Raw genomic sequence first — 24316 nt, 5'->3', positions numbered from 1 at the left:
GCTTATTCTGATCATAAGCTGTTGTTAGCAATAATGATATTAATGATTCAAGCATTAAACTAAAAGAGTATTGAGATTAATAACAGACGGAAACAGCATTGAAAAATGATATGCGAACCAACGACCAGAACGAATTGCGCGCTAAAGGAGCCTCTCTTAAACCTTTACGTGCTCTTGTTCCATTTATGAGCCCCTATAAGGGCACGCTGATTACTGCAGTCATAGTATTATTGATGGCGTCTGCGGCAACGAGCTGTCTGCCGATTGCAGCCAGATACCTTATTGATAGCGGTATCAGCAGTGGTGATCCAGACAAAATTAATTTTTATTTTAAGCTTGTTTTAGGTGTTCTTCTGCTGATCAGTTTATTGTCAGCTAGCCGTTTTTACCTGATAACCTGGCTGGGTGAGCGAATTGCTGCAGATATCCGTAAAAAAGTATATTCACATGTCATCAGACAGGATCCTGCTTTTTTTGAAGTGACCCAGACAGGGGAAGTTCTATCTCGACTGACTACTGATACAACGCTGGTACAGTCTATATCCGGGGTCGGAATATCAATCGTACTGCGTTCATCTGTTATGTTGATTGTTTCTCTTGCCGGCATTATGTATACCAGCCCCTCTTTAACACTGATGATTCTATTACTTGTTCCTGCCGTAATCGGGCCAATATTGTGGATTGCCCGCAAAGTACGCAGACTGTCCCGCGCGGCTCAGGACAAAATTGCGGACTCCAGCGGCATGGCTAATGAAACACTGAATGCTATTGAGACAGTGCAGGCATTCACCCTTGAGTCTTTACAAAGCAGACGTTTTGCAGAAGCAGTGGAAGCCGCATTTATAGCGGGCCTGCAGCGGATCAGGGGACGCTTTGTGATGTCTTTAGGGTCCATGTTTCTGCTCTTTGGCGCTGTGACGCTGGTACTTTGGGTTGGAACGCGGGAGGTACTGGCTGGAAACATGCTGCCGGGGGAGCTCGCTCAGTTTGTTTTATTCACGGTTCTGCTTGCAAGTTCAGGTGCAATGCTCAGCGAAATGTGGGGAGAAGTTCAACGCGCGGCAGGTGCGATGGAACGGCTGTTCGAATTACTCGATGCACGACCATTTATTCGTGCACCGGCAAATCCGATATCTTTATCCTCGCAGGGAGGAGGCCGTATTGTATTTAGTGAGGTCAATTTCAAATACCCCTCGCGTCCGGATACGCCTGCGATAGATAATTTTAACCTGAACATCACTCCAGGAGAAACTATCGCATTTGTAGGACCATCGGGGGCGGGTAAAACAACGACTTTCCAACTGTTATTACGTTTTTATGACCCGAATGCAGGAGCTGTATACATCAACGGGGTTGATATAACTAAAGCGGATCCGCAAGCCGTGCGTGCTGTTATTGGTATTGTCCCGCAGGAAACCATTGTCTTTGCCGCCAGTGCGCTGGAAAACATTCGCTATGGTCGACCGGATGCAAGTGATGATGACGTTAAGTCTGCAGCACAGGCCGCTTTCGCCGATGAATTTATCGAGCGCTTACCAGAGGGCTATGATACATTTCTTGGAGAAAAAGGGACGCGTTTATCCGGAGGACAGAAACAGCGCATTGCTATAGCGCGTGCCGTTTTGAAAAATCCGCCAATATTACTGTTAGATGAAGCGACGAACGCGCTGGATGCTGAGAGCGAACAACTGGTACAGGAAACGCTGCAGAAACTGATGCACAATCGCACTACTATTATTATTGCCCATCGCTTAGCAACTGTACTCAAGGCAAAACGCATTGTGGTTATACATCAAGGAAGGATTCAAGCAATCGGCAGCCACGCGGAACTTGTGGCAAAAAATCCTCTTTATGCGCGCCTTGTAGAACTGCAGTTTCGCTCCGCAGAGGAATAATACCAATCGGATTAAGTATGTGATCTATTTTTGCGTAGGAGAAATTGCTTAGTTCAAGGCGTAAATTGATGTAAATGGTTGTTCCCTTTACGAAATTTACAACGAAGAAATAAGCTGTTTTAACCAGTAAAACTGATCAGCTATTTATTCAGATTGGTATAACTGCCGTTAATTATATCCAGTCATTTCCACGAATCCCTGACCAGTATGTGATCCATTAAAAGTTACCATTCCCTCGAAGTATTCAATAGCAAAACGCATGATCTGCTTGTTATTGATTATATCTATATTAATGTCAATACCTTGAGATTCGACCTTTAAGGTAAAAGCCTGCGGATAACCAAGCTCACTTATAAGGCGGCTTTGCAGATTGATATCCTTAATTTCTAAGATATCTATCTTGCCGCTGCTGTGCATCAGGCTGCCGTATAGAAAATCATCTTCCTGGGAGCGAATGCGGTAAATCATCAGCGCTTTATCTTTGGATAAGCGTAATGAAAACCAGTCCCAACCCTGCTGATCCTGCGCGAGCATACTGGATCCCCATTCCCGATCAAACCATGCATTTCCAGTTACTCTTTGCCGTTTCCCCTGCCATAATATTTCACCTTTTACATCAATGAAGGGCTGGGAATAATAGTGACTGGCAATATCTTCACTGTGATGCTTTTTACTAAAGCCTTTATTTCCCTGCAGATAAAAAGGTTTTGAACTGGATAATGATAATTTCACCTGCCAGTTTTCCTGCTCAAGATCTTCACTTTCTAAAACAGGGTCTTGTGCAGAAGCGTTCTTGAGCGGCTCATTGCTGCCGCCGTAATTTGAAGAGCCATAACTGAGCCTGGCGGGTAATAACTGTGCAGATGACTGCCATATCCAGTCATCAATAACTGCTCGAAAAGGTCTATCAGAAACTTCTACATTACCAAGCTCTTCTCTGCCGTTACGAAATGCAGAAAGGTGCTCTTTTGTATCCGCTAACGCCGCATGAGCAAAATACCAGTGGCGGTTATTTACAGCGGTGCGAAATAATGTCCATTGACTGGCAAAACGCTGACCGTTCTCGGAAGTTAAATTAGTCGTTAAGTACCACCATTCATGTCGATAGCCTTTATGAGGTGAATGGGCTTTAGGAAAGGTAATATTATTACCTGCAGAGGCTTGTGTATATTGCTGCTGATCATCAGCCAGTTTTTTTAGAGGATTTCGACTAGGTAGATCTGCTGTTATTAAATAAGCGGCCAATAGGCCTGATACTAGTAGAAACACTATTATCAGCAGTAAGTAAAAATGACGTCTGCTGCTTTTTATCACATTCATAAGCTGGATCTGACATTAAGTTTAAACAGGGGAATACTTAACGCGGGAATTAAAAATAACAAAGCAAGTAAGCTGCTGACTGCAAAAGGGGCAACATTTAACATAAGCGGCATCGACCAGCCGAATGAGGCTGGCAGTACTTTGTTTACTAATGCATCAGCTAGAATTACTGCTATTGGCCAGCTCAGCAGAATGGTCCCTAAAGCAAGCAGTAACCATTGTATCAACATGTGAGTAAACAACTCCATTTTGCTGTATCCCAAACTGCAAAGAATGTATAAATCAGTTTTGCGGGCCAGCTCTAAACTGTTTGCAGACAAAAACAGCCCCAAACATGCGATTGAAAGTAATAGCGCTACAATGGCATTCATAAGTACAAAGGTTTGAGAGAAGATAGCAAGTGCTCGTTTCTTTATTTGTTGTGGTTCATAGATCTGCTGCTCTTCTAATTCGATTGTCATTAACATATCTTGTTTGTTTATCGATTTGCCCGCTTTAAAAAACACCCCGAAACCAGTATCAACCCAGCCGTTAAACACTTTTGTTATTCGTTGTTTATTCAAAGCTGCAGATAACCCCGGGTAGCCGTAATCGTAATAAATGCCTTTTATCTTACACTTATATTGTTTGCCGCCTTGCGATAAGAGTAAGGTCTGGTCGACAGAAAGTTGTTTCTTTAAAGCTAGCTGTTCATTGATATAACACCCCTGATCTAGTGTGCTTGATGAAGATTTGAATAGTAATGATTCAAGCTGGCGAGCAGACTGGTAGCTTGAAACCTTGACTGACTCATTATCGACTTGTGCCCGGGTATGTTGAAATAAAATGTATTGTTCAACTTCTGATTTATTGTTTAACCATTCTACTACTTGTTGATTCTGCCAGCTCTTATGGCGAATAAAGATATCTGAGCTTAACTGCTGATCAATATATTTATCAAAAGCCGCCTCAAAACTATTCACCATTAAGGCGCCTGCAATACTTGAAGTTAGCGCTAAATAGAATGCTGCAAGCGGTAAATAGCGTCGTGCAATCTGCCTGGCGGCATCTTTAAAAATGTATTTAAAGCGAAAAGAATTAAGTAAGTATCCGCTTACAAAAAGCATCAATTGTAAAAAAATTGGCAGTAGTGCAACACTTGCTATTAATAACAATCCGTACTTCGCCATAAGCTGAAACCAGTTACTGCTCGGCCAAAGCAAAAACAGCAGTAACAAAATAATGCCGGCTGCTGAGGTTTGAAGATAAGGAAAGCGCTCCGTTGATGCTCTTGCAGAAAGAGCAATATGGGCAGTACTGATAAGCTTAAACTGCTTGAATAACGCAAGTAATACTGCTGACGATGAAATTATAAATGCCCATATTACGTATTGCCATTGCCATACAAAATGACCACTGCTGTTAAGTAAATAGATCTGGCTAAGGGTTAAACCAAGTAATGGTAATAAAACTGAAATTAAAACGGCAGTTATCAGTATGCCTAGCCCGGAAGCTGCTATCAGCAGAAATAATAATTCGATCAACATGGCTGTTTTTAGGGTTTGTAACTGCACACCTAACAAACGTAATTGTGCTGCTAATTTACCACGCTTGTGCCACGCCTGACTGCCGGCTTGAAATGCAATAAACATACTCATAATAAACCCCAATATAGCCAGCACATTGAGGTTCAGGTGCAGTGCATCGGCAAGGCCCAGCCGTTCCTCTACGGACCATGGTTTATATAGCGTTAAGTGCCCGGGTAATGCTGATTCCAGTTGCTGTTTATTTTTTTTGCTAAGTGGCGCGACCATTAGATAGCTAAAATCACCTTCTTCAGGGAATAACTGCCAGGCAAGCGCAATATCCAGCAGCGCAACGTTACCCCATTGTTCTGCGGCTGTTAAACTAAAGGCAATAGACCTTTGGTCTGCTAATACAAAGTGATTATGAGCAGCTGCCTGGTTATCCTTATCTGCATTTTTAGTTTTTTTAACTTGATCTGTGTTAGTCCCTTCGGACAAAGATAATGTATCTCGGTATGTTTGGTTAAGCAGCACCGTCTGGCTGTTAAAGCTTTCAGGTTTCATGATGCTCAGCGCTAACATATCAATAGCTCTGAAGGAAAGACGTTTTCCATTAGCCAGTTTTTTTATGAAGGTTAATACCGGGGTTATCTGCGTAAAACCTTGTTTTCTTAAGGCTGCAAAATCACCCTTAGTAAGTTTTGCACCGGGCTTTGCAACGATATGAAAAGCCACTGGATTTTTTAACTGCAGGTTTGCCTGTTGATACTGCTGCTTACTGGCATGATTTAAGACCAAAATAGATAACAAGGTACTTGTCGCTATGGCCAGGCTGACAATAAATCCTAGGTTTAATAAAGGGGTGTTTTTATATTCCGCGACCTGGGTTTTCAATACCAGAAAGAGATCCCGGTATGCCGGTTTGCCGTTTGTACTGGTCGATTTTTTATCCTCCATTAAAGTGCCTTATCAACTAACGTTAGTTGACCGTCAGCTAATCGATAAATTTTATCCATTCTCTGAGCAACATTCGCACTATGGGTGACCATTAATAATGCAGTGTTATGAAGTTTTGCTAACTTGACTAATAATTCAACAACACATGTACTGTTGTTTTCATCAAGATTACCGGTCGGCTCATCAGCAAGTAACAATTTAGGCTGAGCACTAAGTGCACGTGCAATAGCAACACGCTGCATTTCCCCCCCGGAAAGTGTTGCCGGATACTTATGCAGCAGGCTGTGAATATCCAGCTGCTTTGTAAGCGTGCTGCAAAGTAATGCATCATAACGACCAGCTAAACGTGCGCTGAATTCAATATTATCCAGCACTGACAGGTTAGACAGCAAATTGTACTGCTGGAAAATTATACTGAGGTGTTTTTTTCTTAGCTCACTGAGTTTTTTCTCCGTCGCTTGTGCCAGTTGTAAACCTGCAATACTAATACTGCCTTGTTGTATCGGTTCAAGTCCTGCAATCAGGTTGAGTAAGGTTGTTTTACCACTGCCGCTGTCACCCATTAATGCAATACATTCACTCTGTGATACAGATAAACTAATATCCGACAAAATCTGCCGGTGATTATCACCATCAGCAATTTGATGGTTAAGTGATGCAATAATTAAAGACAAAAGCAATCCTCAATTTCAATGATTTAAACTAGTAATTAGCAGTATTTCAGGTCATCTTGTTATTTGCTTGTTCTACTTACAGCCGCCTGTAAATAGAAGTTCAGCATAAGAAGAATAAGCGTCATTTTTCGTTTAAGCAAAGTTGCCATAGACAAATCAGAGGGGATTTAGACGTTGAATTTTTATCTGAAGACAGGGCTCAGCCTCAACTGGGCTTGTTTGACGGCTAATAAACGAAATGCCTTTGTATGAAACGAGTAGTAGGAATAATGCTGGACTGTGCCTGCCAATCGGGTAGAAACAGGTATATTGACGAAGGAGAAGAATAAATTCTTATAATATTTTGCCGCATTGGAGTGTAATGCGCTGAAATTAAATCAATATTTTTGCTAAAGGGTTATTATTCTTCCTGTACTTATTGCTGTGACTGCAGCATCTGTTTATTGAGTAATGCTTAAAGAGCTGAAAAATATCACAGCTCTTTAAGCCTAGTAACAATTAAATATCTTCAGCACGAATCTGACGGTAAACATCAGGTGTCGCTACGTAAGGTTCACTACCGACTTTAATCGCTTCAAGCAGGGCATCTGCAGCTTCCAGCCATTGTGCTTCACTGCGTGCATGAATAACAGCTAATGGTTTCTGACTGTCTGCTGTTTCACCTAAGCGGATAAACTGATCAAAACCAACCGCATAATCGATCTCATCGGTCGCAACACGGCGTCCGCCGCCCATGCTTACCACTGCCATACCAATTGCTCGGGTGTCCATTGCTGAAACAATGCCGCTGTCTTTTGCATAAACAGGTTTAGCGATAGGTGCTTTTTCTAAATAGTTTTCATAGTTTTCAACAAAGTCTTCCGGTCCGCCAAGACCCGCAACCATTTTGCCGAAGCATCGTGCGGCACTGCCGTCATCGAGAACAGCCTGCAGTTTTTCACGCGCTTCTGTGCTGTCTTTGGCTAAGTGACCTAAAACCAGCATTTCAGCACAAAGTGCCATGGTAATTTCATGTAAACGCGGATTTCTATATTCACCTGTTAAAAATTGTACCGCTTCACGTACTTCTAGTGCATTACCCGCAGAAGAGGCTAACACCTGGTTCATATCGGTCAGAATAGCAGTGGTTTTTGTACCAGCTCCATTCGCTACGCCGACAATTGATTTAGCAAGCTCTTCAGATGCTTCATAGGTAGGCATGAAAGCACCGGAACCCACTTTTACATCCATTACTAATGAGTCAAGACCTGCCGCCAGTTTCTTAGAAAGAATAGAAGCGGTGATCAGTGAAATACTGTCAACTGTAGCGGTGATATCACGGATTGCGTAAACACGCTTATCAGCAGGAGCAAGGTCACCCGTTTGACCAATAATCGCAACACCGGCATCTTTAGTCACTTGACCAAAACCGTCATTATCCGGGGTAATGTTATAACCAGGAATAGACTCTAGTTTATCTAATGTGCCGCCCGTATGACCCAGGCCGCGGCCGGAAATCATAGGTACAAAACCACCGCAGGCAGCAACCATTGGACCTAACATTAAAGAAGTTACATCACCAACGCCACCCGTTGAATGCTTATCTACAATCGGGCCGCCAAAATTCATATGGTCCCAGTTAACCACCATACCAGAATCACGCATCGCACAAGTAAGGGCAATACGCTCAGGCATGGTCATTTCATTGAAGAAAACCGTCATCGCAAAAGCACCTGTCTGACTTTCAGAAATGGTGTCGTTTGTTATTCCCTGAATAAAAAAATTGATCTCTTCGGCGGTCAGTACTTGGCCGTCACGTTTTTTACGAATAATTTCCTGAGGTAAAAACATCTGTGTCTCCAAACTCTTCATTGAGTTTTAAATTGTAGAATAGTTATAGTCAATTACCTCTTATTTTAGAAAGAGGATAAACGAGTATAACTGGAACCGGTATCTGCAACTGTTTTTGTCTTATAACAAAGCTCAATCACTTGTTGAACCCTGTTATCGTCATCTAGCGTGTTTAAATTCTGCGCGTAAAGCTGCTGTTTATAAATCTGACATTAATCTACTTCAGTATTTACATAGGTAGAAGAAATGCTGTCATTCATATTACGCCCGAGCAGAGACTGGATATATAGGATTTCGTAAAAACATTATTGCCGTATGGAAAAGATGCAGGGCTAAAACAAAAGATTAGAGATAAAGGACAAATATAAACGCAGGCAGCTTAAAAACAAAAAGGCTCAAATTGAGCCTTTTATTGATTAACTGTTTTTAAGCCAGGGGCTCAAAGCCGCATCCCAGTAGGGGGGACATTTAATACTTTCTTTTAGAAAAGAGATAACGGCAGTAAGCCTTTCCGGAAGGTGCTTTTTACGAGGGTAAACAGCATAAACAGGCATCACTAAATTTGCTTTCCAGTCAGGAAGCAGCTGAACTAGTTTTCCGGTTTCAAATTCATCTGATAACAAGTAAGTCGCGATATAACCGATACCATGGTCGGCAATCACTGCATCTCTTACCGCTTCAGAAAGATCTACGCGGTAGTTCCCCGATACATGGATATTTAACTGCTCATTATTTTTAATAAACGGCCAATGGCTATAGTCACGTGTACTGCTGTGATAAATAACACAATTATGATCTAATAAATCTTGTGGATGTGTCGGTGCAGCATGGCTTTTAAGGTACTTAGGAGAGGCTGCAAGCACAAAGTTACCATCAGCAACTCTCTGCGCTATATAACTTTCATTAATATTCTCATAGGTTGTTATCCATAAATGAACATCTTCATTTAACATATCAATTTTTCGATCCGTCAGCGTGATTTCAAAATTAATTTCTGGATATCTTTCCTGCAGTTCATCTAAGACCGGAATAACATGCAGTATGCCGAAAGAACGGGGCAGCGCTAGACGTATGGTACCGGACATCTGCGCGGTGGCATCCATCATTGCCGCTTCTGCATTCTGCACAATTGAATGTAACTGTGCGCAATACTCAGCATATTCAATTCCCGCATCAGTTAATGCCAGGTTTCGAGTCGTTCTTTGTACAAGCTGAACCTTGAGCTCAGATTCTAACTGCATCAGTTGTTTACTGACATAAGAAGTAGAAACCCCTAATCTTTCAGCCGCCTTGGTGAAATTGCCGCTAATTTTTAAGATGTGTAAGATAAGCATCTGATTAGCTCGGCTTTTCATAATCGATTCCTGTATAGGCAAAAAGTCTATATTACAAAATTACCCGGGCGTACTCCACTTAAAAGATAGTTTCCGCACAGAAAGAATCACTATCTTTTCCAAATGTAAACAGAGCTTTTTCAAACCGGTATATATCATTGCGTGTTTTTTATTCACAATAACCACTGAAAGACAGTGCTGCTTATTATATCGGCAGTATCTATACCCGTTATCATTCAAGATGCAAAAATCAGCAAGTCGAGAGGTGGGCAGCTTCTAGGCGTGAAGATGAAGATCTAACTGGTTAAATCGAGGCTTCACAACAACGAAGATGTTTGCCTCTCGGCTTGCCCGAGGGTCACTCGCTCGAAAACCAATACTGCGTTGCAGCATTCGATAAGGGCCCGCCATTGTCATCATGCTGCGCCTTGTCTTGGTATCCGAGCGGGTGACTGATAAATGCATTTTGATTGGTAACGGGTATTTTAAACTAAGTAATTTCGTTCAAAGTACCATTGCATTATTAGAAAGGGACAAACATGATCACACTTGGTGAATACATCATCGAAAAGCAGCAGGATTTTCCTGAAGCTACAGGGGAATTATCTCTATTACTTGGATCTATCCGTTTAGCGGCTAAAGTGGTAAATAGAGAAATCAATAAAGCCGGTTTAGTTGATATTATCGGGGCAACCGGCATTGAGAATGTGCAGGGGGAAGTGCAGCAGAAAATGGATTTGTATGCTAATGAAACATTCAAAGCCGCATTGGAAGCACGAGGAGAAGTCTGCGGTATTGCATCGGAAGAGGAAGACGAATTTGTTTCTTTTAACAGTGAACGCGGCATCAACAGTAAATATGTCGTGTTGATGGATCCGCTGGACGGTTCTTCGAATATTGATGTAAACGTTTCCGTCGGTACCATTTTTTCAATTTATAAACGTGTCAGCCCTGTCGGTCAGCCGGCAGTATTAGAGGACTTCCTGCAGCCGGGTATTAAACAGGTTGCCGCCGGATATATTATCTATGGTTCATCTACCATGCTGGTTTATACAACAGGCAACGGTGTGCACGGATTTACCTGCGATCCGTCACTGGGCGTATTCTACCTTTCTCATGAAAATATTCGTATTCCGGAAGACGGGCGTACCTATTCTATCAATGAAGGTAATTACCTGAAATTTCCGGACGGGGTAAAAAAATACCTGAAATTCTGTCAGGAGATCGATACACCAACAAACCGTCCTTATACATCACGTTATATCGGTTCACTGGCTTCCGATTTCCACCGTAATTTATTAACCGGCGGCATTTATCTCTATCCTTCAACCGCTTCTGCACCTAAAGGAAAATTACGTTTATTATACGAATGTAATCCGATGGCGTTTTTGATTGAGCAGGCGGGCGGTAGAGCAAGTGACGGCTATAACCGTATTATGGAAGTAACGCCGACAGAATTACACCAGCGCATACCTTTTTTCTGCGGCAGTAAGAATATGGTTAAAGATACCAATGACTTTATGGCTAAATATTCAGGCTAGGGAATGACCATAGCGTAATGCTTCGATTTTGCCAGCTGTGATTAAAAGCTAAACTTTGTCATTTAATAACAGGCATCCATGCCAAATCAGTATGGATGCCTGTCTGCATATTAGAGTAACTTTTGGTGCGTGTAAGCTGGACTGTCAGCATGAACGATTATGGGATTTTCAGGTTAAAAACGTATATTGCACAAGATGTTATGAAACTAGATTTGGTTAAAACAGGTAGACTTAAGCAGGTAAAACTTTAGAAGATCTTGCAGGAGAAAAATGGTGCTCGCTACTGGACTCGAACCAGTGACCTACGCCATGTCATGGCGGCACTCTACCAACTGAGTTAAGCGAGCATTATTTTATATGTTAATAGCTGTTACAGACAAGAAAATGGTGCTCGCTACTGGACTCGAACCAGTGACCTACGCCATGTCATGGCGGCACTCTACCAACTGAGTTAAGCGAGCGTTATTTTCTTTGCTGTTGAAAGCGAGGTGATTTTGCTTTGTCCCCGCAAAACTGTCAATAGTTCTTTTAAGTTTTTGGTTCGTTTGATGTTTATTTGCACGTATTGGATAAAAAACTGTTAAGTTAAACGAAAATGCTGGTTTTTTAACTTAACAGTTAAGTACAGTTGTTTAAATTCAGTAGGGGTCGGATGGTTAAATCTCATCAAACTGAGATTCAAATTCACTCTTTTTGTCCTTGTCGTTTAATAATTCATCAAGCTTGTCATTACTTTTATCCCAGACTTCATTACTTTTACCTTTTACATCATCCCAGAGCTGCTCACCGGCTTTACTGCCTTCATTCCAGGCCTCTTCGGAGCTTTTTTTAGTGGAATTCCAAAGTTCAGTTGAAGCTTCTTTGCTCTCTTCCCAGATTTTTTCGCCGGAATCTTTGCCGGCTTTAAGCAGATCTTCACCTGCTTTTTTACCCTGTTCCCAGGCCTGATCCGTTGACTCTTTGGCTTTATCCCAGTTATCCGGTGATTTTTCTTTTACTGCATCAGCAGACGGGATTTTATCTTCGCTGACATTTGCTGCAGGAGCGCTTTCGGCCTGTTCTTTTTTCGGCATTTCCGCAGGCTCTGACGGTATTTCAGTTTCTTGTGCGTCACAGGCTGAAAGTGACAGCAGTAACGGGCTTAACATGACAAGCGGGATATTTATATTCATAACTAATGTACCAATGGCGAAGTTGAAACTTATTATTGTGCTGACCGGCTGCCGGCCGCATTTGTAAGTGTGTTGTTCATGTTAGTCTCTGCCTTTGTTAATTGGTTCCATAAACACTGTTTTTACAGTGATTTAATTTGTGTTGTTGTTGAAATTCTAATACTGTGTAAAAAAACAGTCACAAAAATGAGCCAATGAAACTTTATATTGCTGAAAAACCAAGTCTTGCGCGTGCCGTTGCTGATGCGCTGCCCAAACCACATCGAAAAGCGGACGGCTGTATTCATGTCGGTAATGGTGATGTGGTCAGCTGGTGTATTGGACACTTGTTAACACAGGTTGATCCGGAAGCTTACGATCCTGAATATAAAAAATGGAAGTTTGAACACCTGCCTATTATTCCTGAAAAATGGAAACTGAAATCGACTCCCCGCACCAGTAAGCAGCTGGCTGTATTAAAAAAACTGATTAAACAGGCTGATCAGCTGGTGCATGTCGGCGACCCCGACCGAGAAGGGCAGCTGCTGGTCGATGAGGTGATTCATTTCAGCGGTGTTAAAGGTAATAAACTTAAACAGACGCAGCGTTGTCTGGTGAGTGATTTAACAACCAATGCAGTTAAACGTTCGCTGCAGCAGTTACGCTCTAATCAGGAGTTTATCGCTCTGTCGACCTCGGCTCTGGCAAGAACCCGGGCGGACTGGTTATATGGCTTGAATTTGACCCGTGTTTATACGCTGCAGGCGCAAAAGTCAGGTTATAAAGGGGTTATTTCAGTCGGGCGGGTACAAACACCGTTATTAGGGCTGGTGGCAAGGCGGGATCAGCAGATTGAACAGTTTGTCAGTAAACCTTTTTATGAAGTGCTGGCATCATTAATTACTAATGTTGAGGACGGTGCACAGGCGTTCACGGCAAAATGGAAACCCAGTGAAGCCTGTGCTCAGTATCAGGATGAAGAAGGGCGCGTTTTAATAAAAGGGCTTGCTGAGAATGTAGCCGCCCGCATTACAAATCAGCCTGCAGTGGTGATTAGTTTTACTGCTAAGAACAAAAAACAGACAGCGCCGCTGCCTTATAATTTATCTGCACTGCAGATTGATGCCGCTAAACGTTACGGCTGCAGCGCGCAGCAGGTTTTAGATATTTGTCAGGTTTTATATGAAAGATATAAGTTAATAACTTATCCTCGTTCGGACTCGCGATATTTACCGCGTAATCATCACAGCCAGGCAAAATCGGTCACTCAGGCCATTTCAAACAATGACTTATCCCTACAACAAGCTGTGGATAACATTGATTTGTCTATTAAGGGCCGGGCCTGGAATGATAAAAAAGTTGATGCGCATCATGCAATTATCCCCACTGATAGTAAAAAATCGTTAAACAGTTTAGATAAGATGTCGCAGAATATTTATAACCTTATTGCCCGCCAGTATTTGTGTCAGTTTTATCCTGATTATCAATATGCAGAGTGTAAGGCTGAGATTGAGATCAATAACGGTCTTTTTATCAGTAAAGCAAAATCTAAACTCAGTGACGGCTGGAAAGTATTATTTGATAAACAGGAAAAAGATACATTTCTGCCCAGGCTGATTAAGGGGCAGAAGCTGTTTTGTAATAAAGGAGAGGTGATTGAGAAAAATACTCAGCCGCCGGCGTATTTTACCGATGCAACATTACTGGCGGCTATGAGCAATATTGCCCGTTATGTCAAAGATGCTGAGCTGAAAAAGATACTGAAAGACACCGACGGATTAGGTACCGAGGCAACGCGCGCCGGTATTATAGAACTGCTGTTTAAGCGTCAGTTTTTACAGAGAACGGGAAAAGTCATCAAAGCGACGGAAACCGGGCGTAAGCTGATTGACAGTTTACCAGAGATGCTGACTTTACCGGATATGACCGCCCAGTGGGAGATGCAGCTGAATGCTATCAGTGAAAAGTCGCAAAGCTATCAGGGCTTTGTGGCGCCGCTGCTGGGGCAGTTAAAAAATATTATCGACAAAGCTATTGCCGACGGCCCGCAGGCACTGACAAATTTACCGGCTGGTGTAAATGTGTTTAAGAAGAAAAGAAGAGTTAAAAGAAAGAAGTCATCTTAGAGACTTTTAGGGCCGGCAGTGCTGTTTTTGAAGCACCAGAAAAACCTATATGTGAGTAGGTATGTATTACTTAAATATTGGACATTTGAGTGATGTTTTGGTGTTGAAAAATCAGTGCTTAATTATAAAGTCTTTTCGCGTGCTTGTTGTTAACAGCTGCAAGCCGGTTTTTACATTCATTATGCTTATGCATAAATTCAAACCTGCCGTTATAGTTTCATCCTGCAGAAGCTGTTTTTGAGTGCGCTTTCAGTAAAATAGGCTGTCTGGTTATCTTTTAGGCAGTCGATATATTTGTGAAATTCTTGATTAGACTGCTTATATTAAACTGCTATTATGAGCTTATAAATGAGAGCTGAAACGTAATGCTGGTACAGAAATATTGCAAAATTCCTGTTACTACCGTAACCTTTTTATCTAATTTCAGAGCTCCAAGCTCATAATAAAATGAAAAAAATATGACGACAAAAGCAACTCTTTGTGATGAAATTTCTGAGCAGTTTGACTCTCCTGTATATCAGCTGCTTGAAAAAATAGGCGAAGGCGGTTTCGGCCGTGTTTATCGTGCAGTACAGATTAATACCGGGCAGATTGTTGCTATTAAATTTTTGTCGATCGGTGCTGAATTTGATCCGCCTAAAAGGACTCGTTACATAGAGCGTTTTGAGCGGGAAACGTTATTAGGCAGTCGACTGCAGCATCCCAATATTGTGCGTTTGTTAGATAAAGGTAAAAGCGGAGAGCTTCTTTATGCAGTATTTGAGTTTGTAGAAGGAAAAACCTTAAAGCAGACACTGCTTGAATCCGGCACTCTGCCGCCCGCTGATGCGGCTGCTGTTATGAGGCAGGTTTTAGATGCATTGTCCCATGCGCATGAGCAGGGAGTTATCCACCGCGATATTAAACCCGCTAATATTATTCTCAGTAAAACAGGCGCCAAAACACACGCTAAAGTACTTGATTTTGGTATCGGTACCTTAGTGAATGAAGCGCGTTTAGAGGATCATAAAAGCATCACCTTGACGCAGGAAACCTTAGGTACACCCTCATATAGTTCTCCTGAACAGCTGCGCGGCGAGCCGCCGACAGTAAAAACCGATCTTTATGTCTGGGGCCTGGTCTTTATTGAATGTCTGACCGGGCAGCCTGCTATGTCGGGCTCTAATCTGGCATCGGTATTTCATAAACAGCTGAGTCAGACCAATGTACCTCTGCCGGCCGCTATTGTCGGTCATCCCATTGCGGCTCTGTTGCGCCGGGTTTTACAGAAAAAAGCGCATGAGCGCACAGTTAAGGCGCGGGAGTTATACCAGGAACTTGCGCAGATTAATTTTTCTAATCTTGTCGGTGAGATGGCCGCACCCAAAGAGCACCAGAATGAACATCATACAACAGTACTGCGCAGTGATTTTGATGAAACTGTTATTCATGATAAGGCATTGCAGTACAGCAGCTTAACAGAGCGTAAACAGATAACTGCGCTGAGTATCAATTTAAGTATGCATTCGGTGACAGATCAGGTTCTTGATCATGAAGTGGTTGATGCACTGCACCGCGATCAGAAAAACCAGTGTTTAGATACGGCTGTCCGTTACGGCGGTTTTCATGCCGGTACGCTGGGTGACACGCAGTTATTTTATTTTGGTTATCCAGCGGTGAGTGATAATGACTCTCGTCTGTGTGCACGCACCGCTCTGGATATGATCAGCAGTTTACGCAAACGTAATGCTCTGCTTAAAAGCAGCCAGGGGATTCGCATGGAGATCCGGATCGGCATACATACTGGTTTAGTTACCTGTTATGCCGATGCCGTGCCGGAAGGGGATACGCCGAATACTGCTATGCAGCTTGCGCGTATGGCGGGGTGTTGTCAGGTACTTTGTTCGGACAGCAGCCGCAATATGCTGGAAGGCTATATTAATTTTGAGCCGCAGCAGAGCTGCAGCCTGGGTATCGATTCCACTGAAACAGCCTTGTTTAATTTAACATCCGAGCGCTACGTTGAAGCATTTGGATTTTTACGTGGAGCACAAAATAATAATACCTTTATCGGCCGGGAAGAAGAACTTAACCGCCTGGATTCACTGCTTTATAATCCGGCCGCCAATAGACAAAGCAGCTGTAAGTTCGCTCATGTTTATGGTGAAGCGGGGATAGGTAAGTCGCGTTTAATATTTGAACTAAGAAACCGCTGTCCGCAGATGCTTCATCATGTGGCACAGTGTCTGCCTGAGCAGGTAAATAACGCCTTATACCCGATTCTAAATATGCTTAAACATAAGTATTCATTAGAAGCTCTGACACAGTCAGCTGCTGTACAGAAGCTTATTAAAGAGCTGAATCAGATACAGCCGCTTCGTTTACAGGAAACGCTGCCTGTGCTTTGCTCCTGGCTAGGTTTACCTTTACCCGAAGGTATGCCTGTTTCCCCTCTAAGCCCGGAACTGCAGAAGCAGGTTTTATTTGCAGGTCTGTCTGCTTTGTTAGTCAGCCCGGTCAGAGCAGGAGAAACTCAGCCTAATCTGTTTCTCTTTGAAGACATGCACTGGGCAGATCCAACCAGCATTGAATTTGTTGGTTACTTGACGATGGATCAAGGTTTTATTGAATCAGATGATGTGTTTATTACCACTTCTCGTCTGCCTCTGCCTAAGCTGTTAAATGAATCTGAATTTGAACTAATTGAGATAGTTAAATTATCCCAGGTTAAAACCCGTGAGTTTGTTATTAACCTTTTTGATAAGAAAAAAGTATCGGCCCATTTATTAGATGTTGTGGTATCTCGAACCGACGGTATTCCGCTGTTTATTGAAGAACTGGTCAACATGCTTAAGCAGAAAGGCCTGACGCAGCATTTAAACGGTATTACCGACTTTACGCATGCTGAAAATATTAATGAGGTGCCCAACAGTTTACGAGATTCCCTGCAGCAGAAACTTGATACATTGGTGTCAGCAAAAGAAACAGCACAGCTGGCCGCTGTTATCGGCCGCGAGTTTGATTATGATCTGCTTGCGGGCGCTTCACAGCGAGGCGCTGCACAGCTGCAGAATGATTTAGCTGAATTATTAGAAGCTGAACTTATCTACCTGCAGAGAAAGGTTGCCGGAGACAGCTACATTTTCAAGCATGCTCTGGTAAGAGATGCTGCTTATGACTCTATTCCATCGGCGGCTTTAATTACACTTCACAGCCGTGTGGCCGATGCACTGAAAACTCAGGCAAACACTTCTGATATAGTAGTGGCGGAACACCTGGCGAATGCGCAGCGTTATACTGAAGCGGTTGAATTGGGGTTATCCTCGTCTCAAACTGCATTAGCTAAGTCGCTTAGCCAGAGTGCTTTTGATATTGCTAATAAAGTACTCAGCTGGAATGAATTACGGACAGACAGTGCAGAAAAGTTTGAATCATCGCTGCACTTATTAGCGGTGACGCTGCCGGCTATTATGATCGTTGCGGGTATGGGAGCAGACAGTGTCGGCGAAGAGATAAAAAGATGTGAAATTGCGCTGCAGGCTTTGAAAAGTTTACCGTCGGGCTCGTTAACAGAAGCGCAGATGGAACTTGAAAGAAGCAGTAAGTTTGCGTTAGTTGGTTTTTATAATGTGCGCTCCATGCGCAGCAAAGCAAGAATAACTGCTGAAGAGCTGCTTAAGCAGGCGATGTTATTAAAGGATGTAGAATTCGAAATAGCAATCAGAAGTATTTTAGGGCAAAACTATTATATGGAAGGTATGTATCTACAGGCCAAAGATACCTTAGAAACAGCTATTGCTATGTATGATCCGGAAAAACATCAGGGCTTAGCGGTTAAATATTCCTTAGAGCCGGAGTCTTACTGCAGAATGACGCTGGCATTAGCATTATGGAAGCTGGGTTATGCAGATCAAGCGGTTGCAACGGCTAAAAGTGCCCATGAGCGGGCTGCTGCAATCGGTCATACGGCATCGGTTGCGATGGCGAATATCTACCTTGGTTTGATCGGCTACTTTAGAAAAGAGCCGGATTTTATTCTTGAGGTTTCCGAAGATAATAAAAAAATGTGTGAGCGTTATCCAGATATGGCCTGGTGTACGTTATTTTTAAAGTGTCTGGAAGAGTGGGCGAATGAATCTACGCAGCATACGGCGCAGTTTATTGCTCAAAAACGGGCGGAAAACGAACTGTTTGCAATGACCTTTTATGAAGCGACACTCGCTGAAACCAAGATCAAACTGGGTGATGTTGAGCAGGCGCTGCAGTTATTAAGTGAAAGTATTAACTGGTGCCATAAAACAGGAGAAACTATTGCGCTGTCTACACTTTACCGTATACGGGCAAAGGGCTATTTAGCTTCCTCTGAATACGACACTGATGCCGCTGTTGATGCTCTAAAAAGTGCTGTTAATATTGCCCAAAAACAGCACTCCATCGCATTAGAGTTAGATGCTTGTGTAGACCTTTGCAAGCTTTATAAGCTTGAAAATCAGACCCGTAAGATCAGCGAATTACTGGAACCATTATTAGTCCGGTTTAGTGAAGGTTTTGAAACTACAGTCTTTCAGGAGGCAAGTTTATTATTAGCTGACTGTCGAGAAGTCAGGTAAATAACAGCTTCTTTTGATACGCCGCTGATTACTATAGGTATCAGCGGTTTCCCCTGCAGACATCTTTTTTACCGTGTCCTGTCAAAATTCGCATCTTTTCTTGGTATTCCCAGTTTATTTAGTTATGTTAATTGGTATTAATGTTTGATATTTAATTATGTCGTTTAAAAGTGAAAATAGTTTTTCTTGGCACAAGTGATTGAAGATAAAGATGATGACGGTAAAAGTTTACTGAAAAACAGTCTATTAAAGATATCTATTTTGTGACAATAGGGTGAAAAAAATGGCTGGGTGAAGTATTATAAATATTCGATAGGGAAATGTTATCAACGAGATTTATTAAATTTGCAAAGCTGCAGTTGTTTAATAATTTCTTATATTGAGCAAACCTGTGTAGATGTTCAAATGGACAGATGATAATTCTATTTTTAGGTTGTTCGTAGAGTGTTTAAATTAATATTACATAACTACAAAGGAAACTTAACATGTCAGAAATAATGCAAACTAGCCTGCCGGGTGATGAACACGTAATTATGGGCCTTAAGGATGATGAAGAGTGGAAATATGCCTGGGCAAGAGCAGTCGCTAAGGCGTGGGAATGTCCTCAGTTTCGTGAACTGTTATTAACAGATGCAGAAACGGCAGTACGTGAGTTCGGTTACAAAATGCCGCTTGGCACAAAACTGAAAGTTGAGAACTATGCCGGAGATAATGCATTCCAGGAAGAGAAAGGTCTGAACGGCTGGGCGCATTTTAAAAACGAATTAGCTTCAGAAGTGATCATGGTATTACCGCCGACGCCGCAGTTAGAAAAAAGAGCAATTGCTTTAGCTGACTATCAGGCGACAGGCAGAACTTACCCGTTCTCTTCAATTTAAGTTAATTACTTTTACAGTAGATTTAAAGGGACATTTGTCCCTTTCTTTTTACCTCAAACAGCTCATGTTTTTCGCTAATGTTTAGCATCTTTTTGTCTAGCCGCACACTGCCTAACAGCGTCTTTTTGCGATATGTTTTCTTGATGATGTAAAAAATAGCCGGCATCTATTATTTAATCTGCCTTTGAACAGCTTAAAACAGTATTACTTTAATTATCTATTTACAGTATTGCTCCCTGCCTGATTAAAACCTGACCAGTTTGAACTGAATTCACATATGTTATTTTTTACTGTGTTTTTTCAGTGGGATATCTACGTCATTTCTCTTTGGATTTCTATATTTACTTGCCGAATCATATTTAAACTAGCTCTGTCAAACGTGCTTTTAATATTAAAAATGAGATCAAAGACGCACTGTAAGTCCTGTTTGCGGCTACTGACACATTGAAAAATGTCAATTACTGCCGTAACCTTTTTAATTGACTTCATAGCGATATGCTCACCAAATAATGAAAATAATATGACTAGAGAAGCAATTGTTAACGATAAAATAGCCGCGCAGTTCGACTCGCCTGCGTATCAACTCCTGGAAAAAATAGGTGAAGGCGGTTTCGGCCGTGTTTATCGCGCCAGACAGGTTAATACCGAGCAGATTGTTGCTATTAAATTCTTATCGATCGGTGCTGAATTTGACGAGGCTAAAAGGGCGCGTTATATCGATCGTTTTGAGCGGGAAACCTTACTTGGCGGCCGTCTGCAGCACCCCAATATTGTGCGTTTATTAGATAAAGGTAATTGTGCTGATCTGCTTTATGCGGTATTTGAGTATGTAGAAGGCAAAACCTTAAAACAGACACTAACTGAATGCGGTACCTTGGCGCCTGTTGATGCTGCTGAAATTATGCGTCAGGTGTTAGATGCATTATCTCATGCTCATGAGCAGGGGGTTATTCATCGAGATATTAAACCTGCCAATATTATCCTCAGTAAAATCGGTGCTAAAACACACGTTAAAGTCTTGGATTTTGGTATCGGCACTTTAGTGGACGAAGCGCGGTTACAGAACTATAAAACTATTACCCTGACTCAGGAAACCCTGGGAACGCCTTCCTACAGTTCACCTGAACAGCTCCGCGGCGAGCCGCCGACGGTAAAAACCGATCTCTATGTATGGGGGTTGGTTTTTATTGAATGCCTGACCGGGCAGCCTGCAATGTCCGGCTCTAATCTTGCTTCGGTATTTCATAAACAGCTTAGTCAGGAAAATGTGCCTCTTCCGGCCGCCATTGTCGGGCATCCGATTGCAGCTCTGCTCCGCCGGGCGCTGCAGAAAAAAGCACATGAGCGCACGGTTAATGCCGCTGAATTATATCAAGAACTTACCCAGATTAACTTCTCTAACCTTGTGGGTGAGATGGCTGCTCCTAAAGAGCATCAAAATGAACATCATACAACAGTGATACGTGCCGATTTTGATGAGACGATTATTCATGAGCAGCCGGTTAGTTTCACTTCGTTAATTGAGCGAAAACAGATAACAGCTCTGAGTATCAGTTTAAGTGCGCATTCAGTGACCGATCAGGATGTTGATTATGAAGTCGTCGACGCTTTGCACCGCGATCAGAAAAATCAGTGTCTGGATACGGCAGTCCGTTACGGTGGTTACCATGCTGGAACGCTGGGAGATACGCAGTTATTTTATTTTGGTTACCCTGTTGTAAGTGACAATGACAGCCGTTTATGTGCCCGCAGTGCACTGGATATTATCAGCAGCTTACGTAAACGAAATACCCTGCTTAAATCGACTCACAGCATAGAGCTGGAGCTGCGCATCGGTATACATACAGGTTTAGTTACCTGTTATGCAGATGCGGTTCCTGAAGGTAATACGCCTAATATTGCGATGCAGCTTTCACGAATGGCGGGCTCTGAACAGGTACTTTGTTCAGATGCTAGTCGTAAAATACTTGAAAGTTATATTGAATTTGAACCCGCTCAAAGTCATAAGCTGGGCATCAAACGTACTGAAACTCCGGTTTATAAATTAGTAGCAGAACGTATCGTAGAGGCATTTGGATTTTTACGGGGAACACAAAACAATCATGCTTTTATTGGACGTGTTCAGGAATTTAGTCGTTTGAATGAGCTCCTGCAAAGCAGGGGGGAAGATAACAATAAAGCTAAACTCGCCCATATTTATGGTGAAGCGGGAATCGGTAAATCACGTTTAATTTTTGAGTTGAGAAACGGCGCCTCACATATGCTTCATTATGTGGCGCAGTGTCTGCCGGAACATGTTAATAACGCCCTGTATCCTATTTTGAATATGCTGAAATATAAGTATTCACTGGAGGCGTTAACACCTGAAAATGCAGTACAGAAACTGCGTAATAAGATTAGTAATACAGAGCTGCTGACTGAGCAGGAGAGTATACCTGTACTCTGTTCCTGGCTAGGTCTGCCTTTACCTGAAAGTATCGATGTTTCGACGCTCAGTCCTGAGGTGCAGAAACAGATTTTATTTGCAAGTTTAAGTGCTTTGTTAGTCAGTCAGGATCCAGTTACGGCTTCTCAGCCGAACTTATTTCTTTTTGAGGATATGCACTGGGCGGATCCTACCAGTATTGAATTTATCTCTTTTTTAAGTGCCGAGAATGCATTTAATAACTCTGATGACGTGTTTATCAGTACATCTCGTCAGCCGCTGCCTGTATCACTAGAACAAGCTGGATTTGATCTAATTAAACTGGTGAAACTCTCTAAGCAGGATACGCGTGATTTTGTGCGCGTTTTATTTGATAAGCAGAATGTTTCGACAAGTTTACTCGACATTGTCGTGACCCGTACAGACGGCATTCCGCTGTTTATCGAAGAACTGATTAATATGCTCAAACAAAAAGGCCTGGTACAGCATCTAAATGGTATTACCGACTTTGTAAATGCCGATAAAATCAGTGAAGTACCTACCAGCCTACGAGACTCGCTGCAGCAGAAACTTGATGCATTAGTATCTGCAAAGGGAACGGCACAACTCGCAGCCGCCATTGGCCGTGAATTTGATTATGATCTGCTAACGGCCGCCTCCGAGCTTGGAGAGTCTCAGCTGCAAAACGATTTAAGGGAATTAGTTGAAGCAGAGCTTATTTATCAGCAGCGCAAGGTAAACGGTGACAGTTATATATTCAAGCACGCTCTGGTAAGGGATGCCGCCTATGAAGGAATAAGTCCCCATGCGCTTAGACACTCTCATTTTCAGATTGCTAATTCACTGGAGAGGTATTTTCCTGAACTTGCTGACAAAGAGCCGACCATTGTTGCGCTGCATTTTGCATCGGCGGAAAAATTTTTGCAGGCTGTTAATTATGGTATTCGTGCCGCAAAACAATCTCTGTCTGCGGGGGCATTTTCTGAAACAGTCTCTCAAACTAAACAGGTGGAATTATGGCTTACAGATCTGGATGAAGAGGATCTGATTAACAGTAAACTTGAATTGAATGAGATTCTAACAACTGTGAGTATGCATACTGATGGATGGGCATCTGATCAGATCAAAGAGTATACCAGCCAGTCCATTGAGTTATTAAACTCTAAGCAGGGTTATGAGAAGAAAGAGCTTATTAAATACTTGTGGTGGAAAATCATGCAGAGTCTTGTTGCTGGAGAACGAGAGCATTTGGCCGAAGCTGCACAAGAAATAGAGGAATTGTTAGACATAGCAAGTCCATCGGATAAGTCTGCTATTTTTAGTATTTTAGGGTATTACTATTACACCGAAGGAAATTGTCAAAAGGGCAGGGAGTTTCTTGAATCAGCACTGAATTATCATTCAGAAGTAGATCAAGATCCTGAACATTTTAAGATTTACGGCTGGCATTGTGCTGTTTTTTCTTTAGCCAGTTTAGCTCGAGTCTGCTGGGATATGGGTGATACTGATCTGGCACTTAAGTATGTGGAAAAAGCTGTTAAAAAAGCGAAAGACAGCGATGATCTTGGAACTTTAGGCATAACATTAATGTATGCAAGTATTGTCCATCAATACAACAACGACAAAGCTTCATGTCTCAATACTTCAGAAGAGTTATTAACTCTGTCAAAAGAGCATGATCTTCCCGTCTTTGCCGCTTATGGACGTTTAATCTATGCATGGGCTGCTGATGATGACAGCGGACAGCAGCAGTCACTGGAGAATTTGAAAAATTACGGCTCTATGCATGCAGTAGCTTATTTTTCTTCATTAATAGCTGATATCTATATATCTCAAGGCGCTGTTGAAGAAGCCGTTAAACGCCTGGATGAATGTATTCATTTATGTCAAACAATAGGTGAACATTATTACGAAGCACAGCTATACCATCGTAGAGCACTGTGCCGTTTCCATCATTTCCCTGCTCAAAGAGAATTAGCAAAAAAAGATTTTCAACAAGCATTGCTGCAAGCTGAAAAAGTAGGTGCTTCTTATGTGGTTGAAAAAGTGAAGTCCGATCTAACGACTATTTTTTAATGATAATTAAGGAAA

12 protein-coding genes and 2 tRNA genes are annotated in these 24316 nt (G+C 42.3%); 6 read left to right on the top strand and 8 right to left on the bottom strand.

From position 1 onward, the window contains the following. Positions 1-98 precede the first annotated feature (98 nt). Positions 99-1895 carry an ABC transporter transmembrane domain-containing protein gene (locus G337_RS0103395; protein ID WP_245597626.1) on the top strand — a complete coding sequence of 599 codons (1797 nt, stop codon included), beginning with the start codon at positions 99-101 and terminating at the stop codon, positions 1893-1895. 168 nt (positions 1896-2063) lie between these two features. On the opposite strand, the gene G337_RS0103390 is transcribed toward G337_RS0103395, so the two are convergent. The 5 genes from G337_RS0103390 to G337_RS0103370 all read right to left on the bottom strand — a co-directional run bounded on the left by G337_RS0103390 (position 2064) and on the right by G337_RS0103370 (position 9536). Continuing rightward, a complete protein-coding gene (locus tag G337_RS0103390) occupies positions 2064-3215 on the bottom strand; it encodes a lipocalin-like domain-containing protein (RefSeq protein WP_157619199.1) in 1152 nt (383 codons plus the stop codon). After that, positions 3212-5677 (bottom strand): FtsX-like permease family protein, encoded by a 2466-nt coding sequence (locus tag G337_RS0103385; protein ID WP_028862623.1) that lies wholly within the window; start codon positions 5675-5677, stop codon positions 3212-3214. Before G337_RS0103385 ends, G337_RS0103390 begins: the two co-directional genes overlap by 4 nt. Continuing rightward, on the bottom strand, positions 5677-6351 hold the full coding sequence (locus tag G337_RS0103380) for an ABC transporter ATP-binding protein (RefSeq protein WP_028862622.1): 675 nt from the start codon (positions 6349-6351) through the stop codon (positions 5677-5679). The genes G337_RS0103385 and G337_RS0103380 overlap by 1 nt, the downstream gene beginning before the upstream one ends. A gap of 498 nt (positions 6352-6849) precedes the next feature. Continuing rightward, positions 6850-8181, bottom strand: a complete 1332-nt coding sequence (deoA, locus tag G337_RS0103375) for a thymidine phosphorylase (RefSeq protein WP_028862621.1) — start codon at positions 8179-8181, stop codon at positions 6850-6852. 416 nt (positions 8182-8597) lie between these two features. After that, positions 8598-9536, bottom strand: coding sequence for a LysR family transcriptional regulator (locus G337_RS0103370; protein WP_084605268.1), 939 nt, complete (start codon positions 9534-9536; stop codon positions 8598-8600). A 518-nt stretch (positions 9537-10054) separates the two neighbouring features. Between G337_RS0103370 and fbp the strand changes: the two genes are divergently transcribed. Beyond that, the gene (fbp, locus tag G337_RS0103365; protein WP_028862619.1) at positions 10055-11056 is read left to right on the top strand and encodes a class 1 fructose-bisphosphatase; all 1002 of its coding nucleotides are present in this window, start codon (positions 10055-10057) and stop codon (positions 11054-11056) included. Between the two features lie 271 nt (positions 11057-11327). Here the strand turns inward: fbp and G337_RS0103355 are convergent. The 3 genes from G337_RS0103355 to G337_RS0103345 form a co-directional block, all read right to left on the bottom strand. Beyond that, positions 11328-11403 (bottom strand) — tRNA-Val (locus G337_RS0103355). 38 nt (positions 11404-11441) lie between these two features. Further along, positions 11442-11517, bottom strand: a tRNA-Val gene (locus tag G337_RS0103350). Between the two features lie 195 nt (positions 11518-11712). Next, positions 11713-12228 carry a hypothetical protein gene (locus G337_RS0103345; protein ID WP_028862618.1) on the bottom strand — a complete coding sequence of 172 codons (516 nt, stop codon included), beginning with the start codon at positions 12226-12228 and terminating at the stop codon, positions 11713-11715. Between the two features lie 194 nt (positions 12229-12422). Between G337_RS0103345 and G337_RS0103340 the strand changes: the two genes are divergently transcribed. The 4 genes from G337_RS0103340 to G337_RS25490 all read left to right on the top strand — a co-directional run bounded on the left by G337_RS0103340 (position 12423) and on the right by G337_RS25490 (position 24301). Further along, a complete protein-coding gene (locus G337_RS0103340; RefSeq protein WP_028862617.1) occupies positions 12423-14333 on the top strand; it encodes a DNA topoisomerase III in 1911 nt (636 codons plus the stop codon). A gap of 458 nt (positions 14334-14791) precedes the next feature. Next, positions 14792-18922, top strand: a complete 4131-nt coding sequence (locus tag G337_RS25495) for a TOMM system kinase/cyclase fusion protein (RefSeq protein ID WP_051302924.1) — start codon at positions 14792-14794, stop codon at positions 18920-18922. A 485-nt stretch (positions 18923-19407) separates the two neighbouring features. After that, positions 19408-19800 (top strand): BMA_0021/BMA_0022 family TOMM bacteriocin, encoded by a 393-nt coding sequence (locus tag G337_RS0103330; RefSeq protein WP_028862616.1) that lies wholly within the window; start codon positions 19408-19410, stop codon positions 19798-19800. 520 nt (positions 19801-20320) lie between these two features. Then, positions 20321-24301 carry a TOMM system kinase/cyclase fusion protein gene (locus G337_RS25490; RefSeq protein ID WP_051302923.1) on the top strand — a complete coding sequence of 1327 codons (3981 nt, stop codon included), beginning with the start codon at positions 20321-20323 and terminating at the stop codon, positions 24299-24301. Positions 24302-24316: the final 15 nt, after the last annotated feature.

Origin of the sequence: Psychromonas aquimarina ATCC BAA-1526, assembly GCF_000428725.1 — a bacterium.
Classification (GTDB): Bacteria; Pseudomonadota; Gammaproteobacteria; order Enterobacterales; family Psychromonadaceae; genus Psychromonas; species Psychromonas aquimarina.
This window is presented reverse-complemented; position numbering and strand designations above follow the sequence as displayed.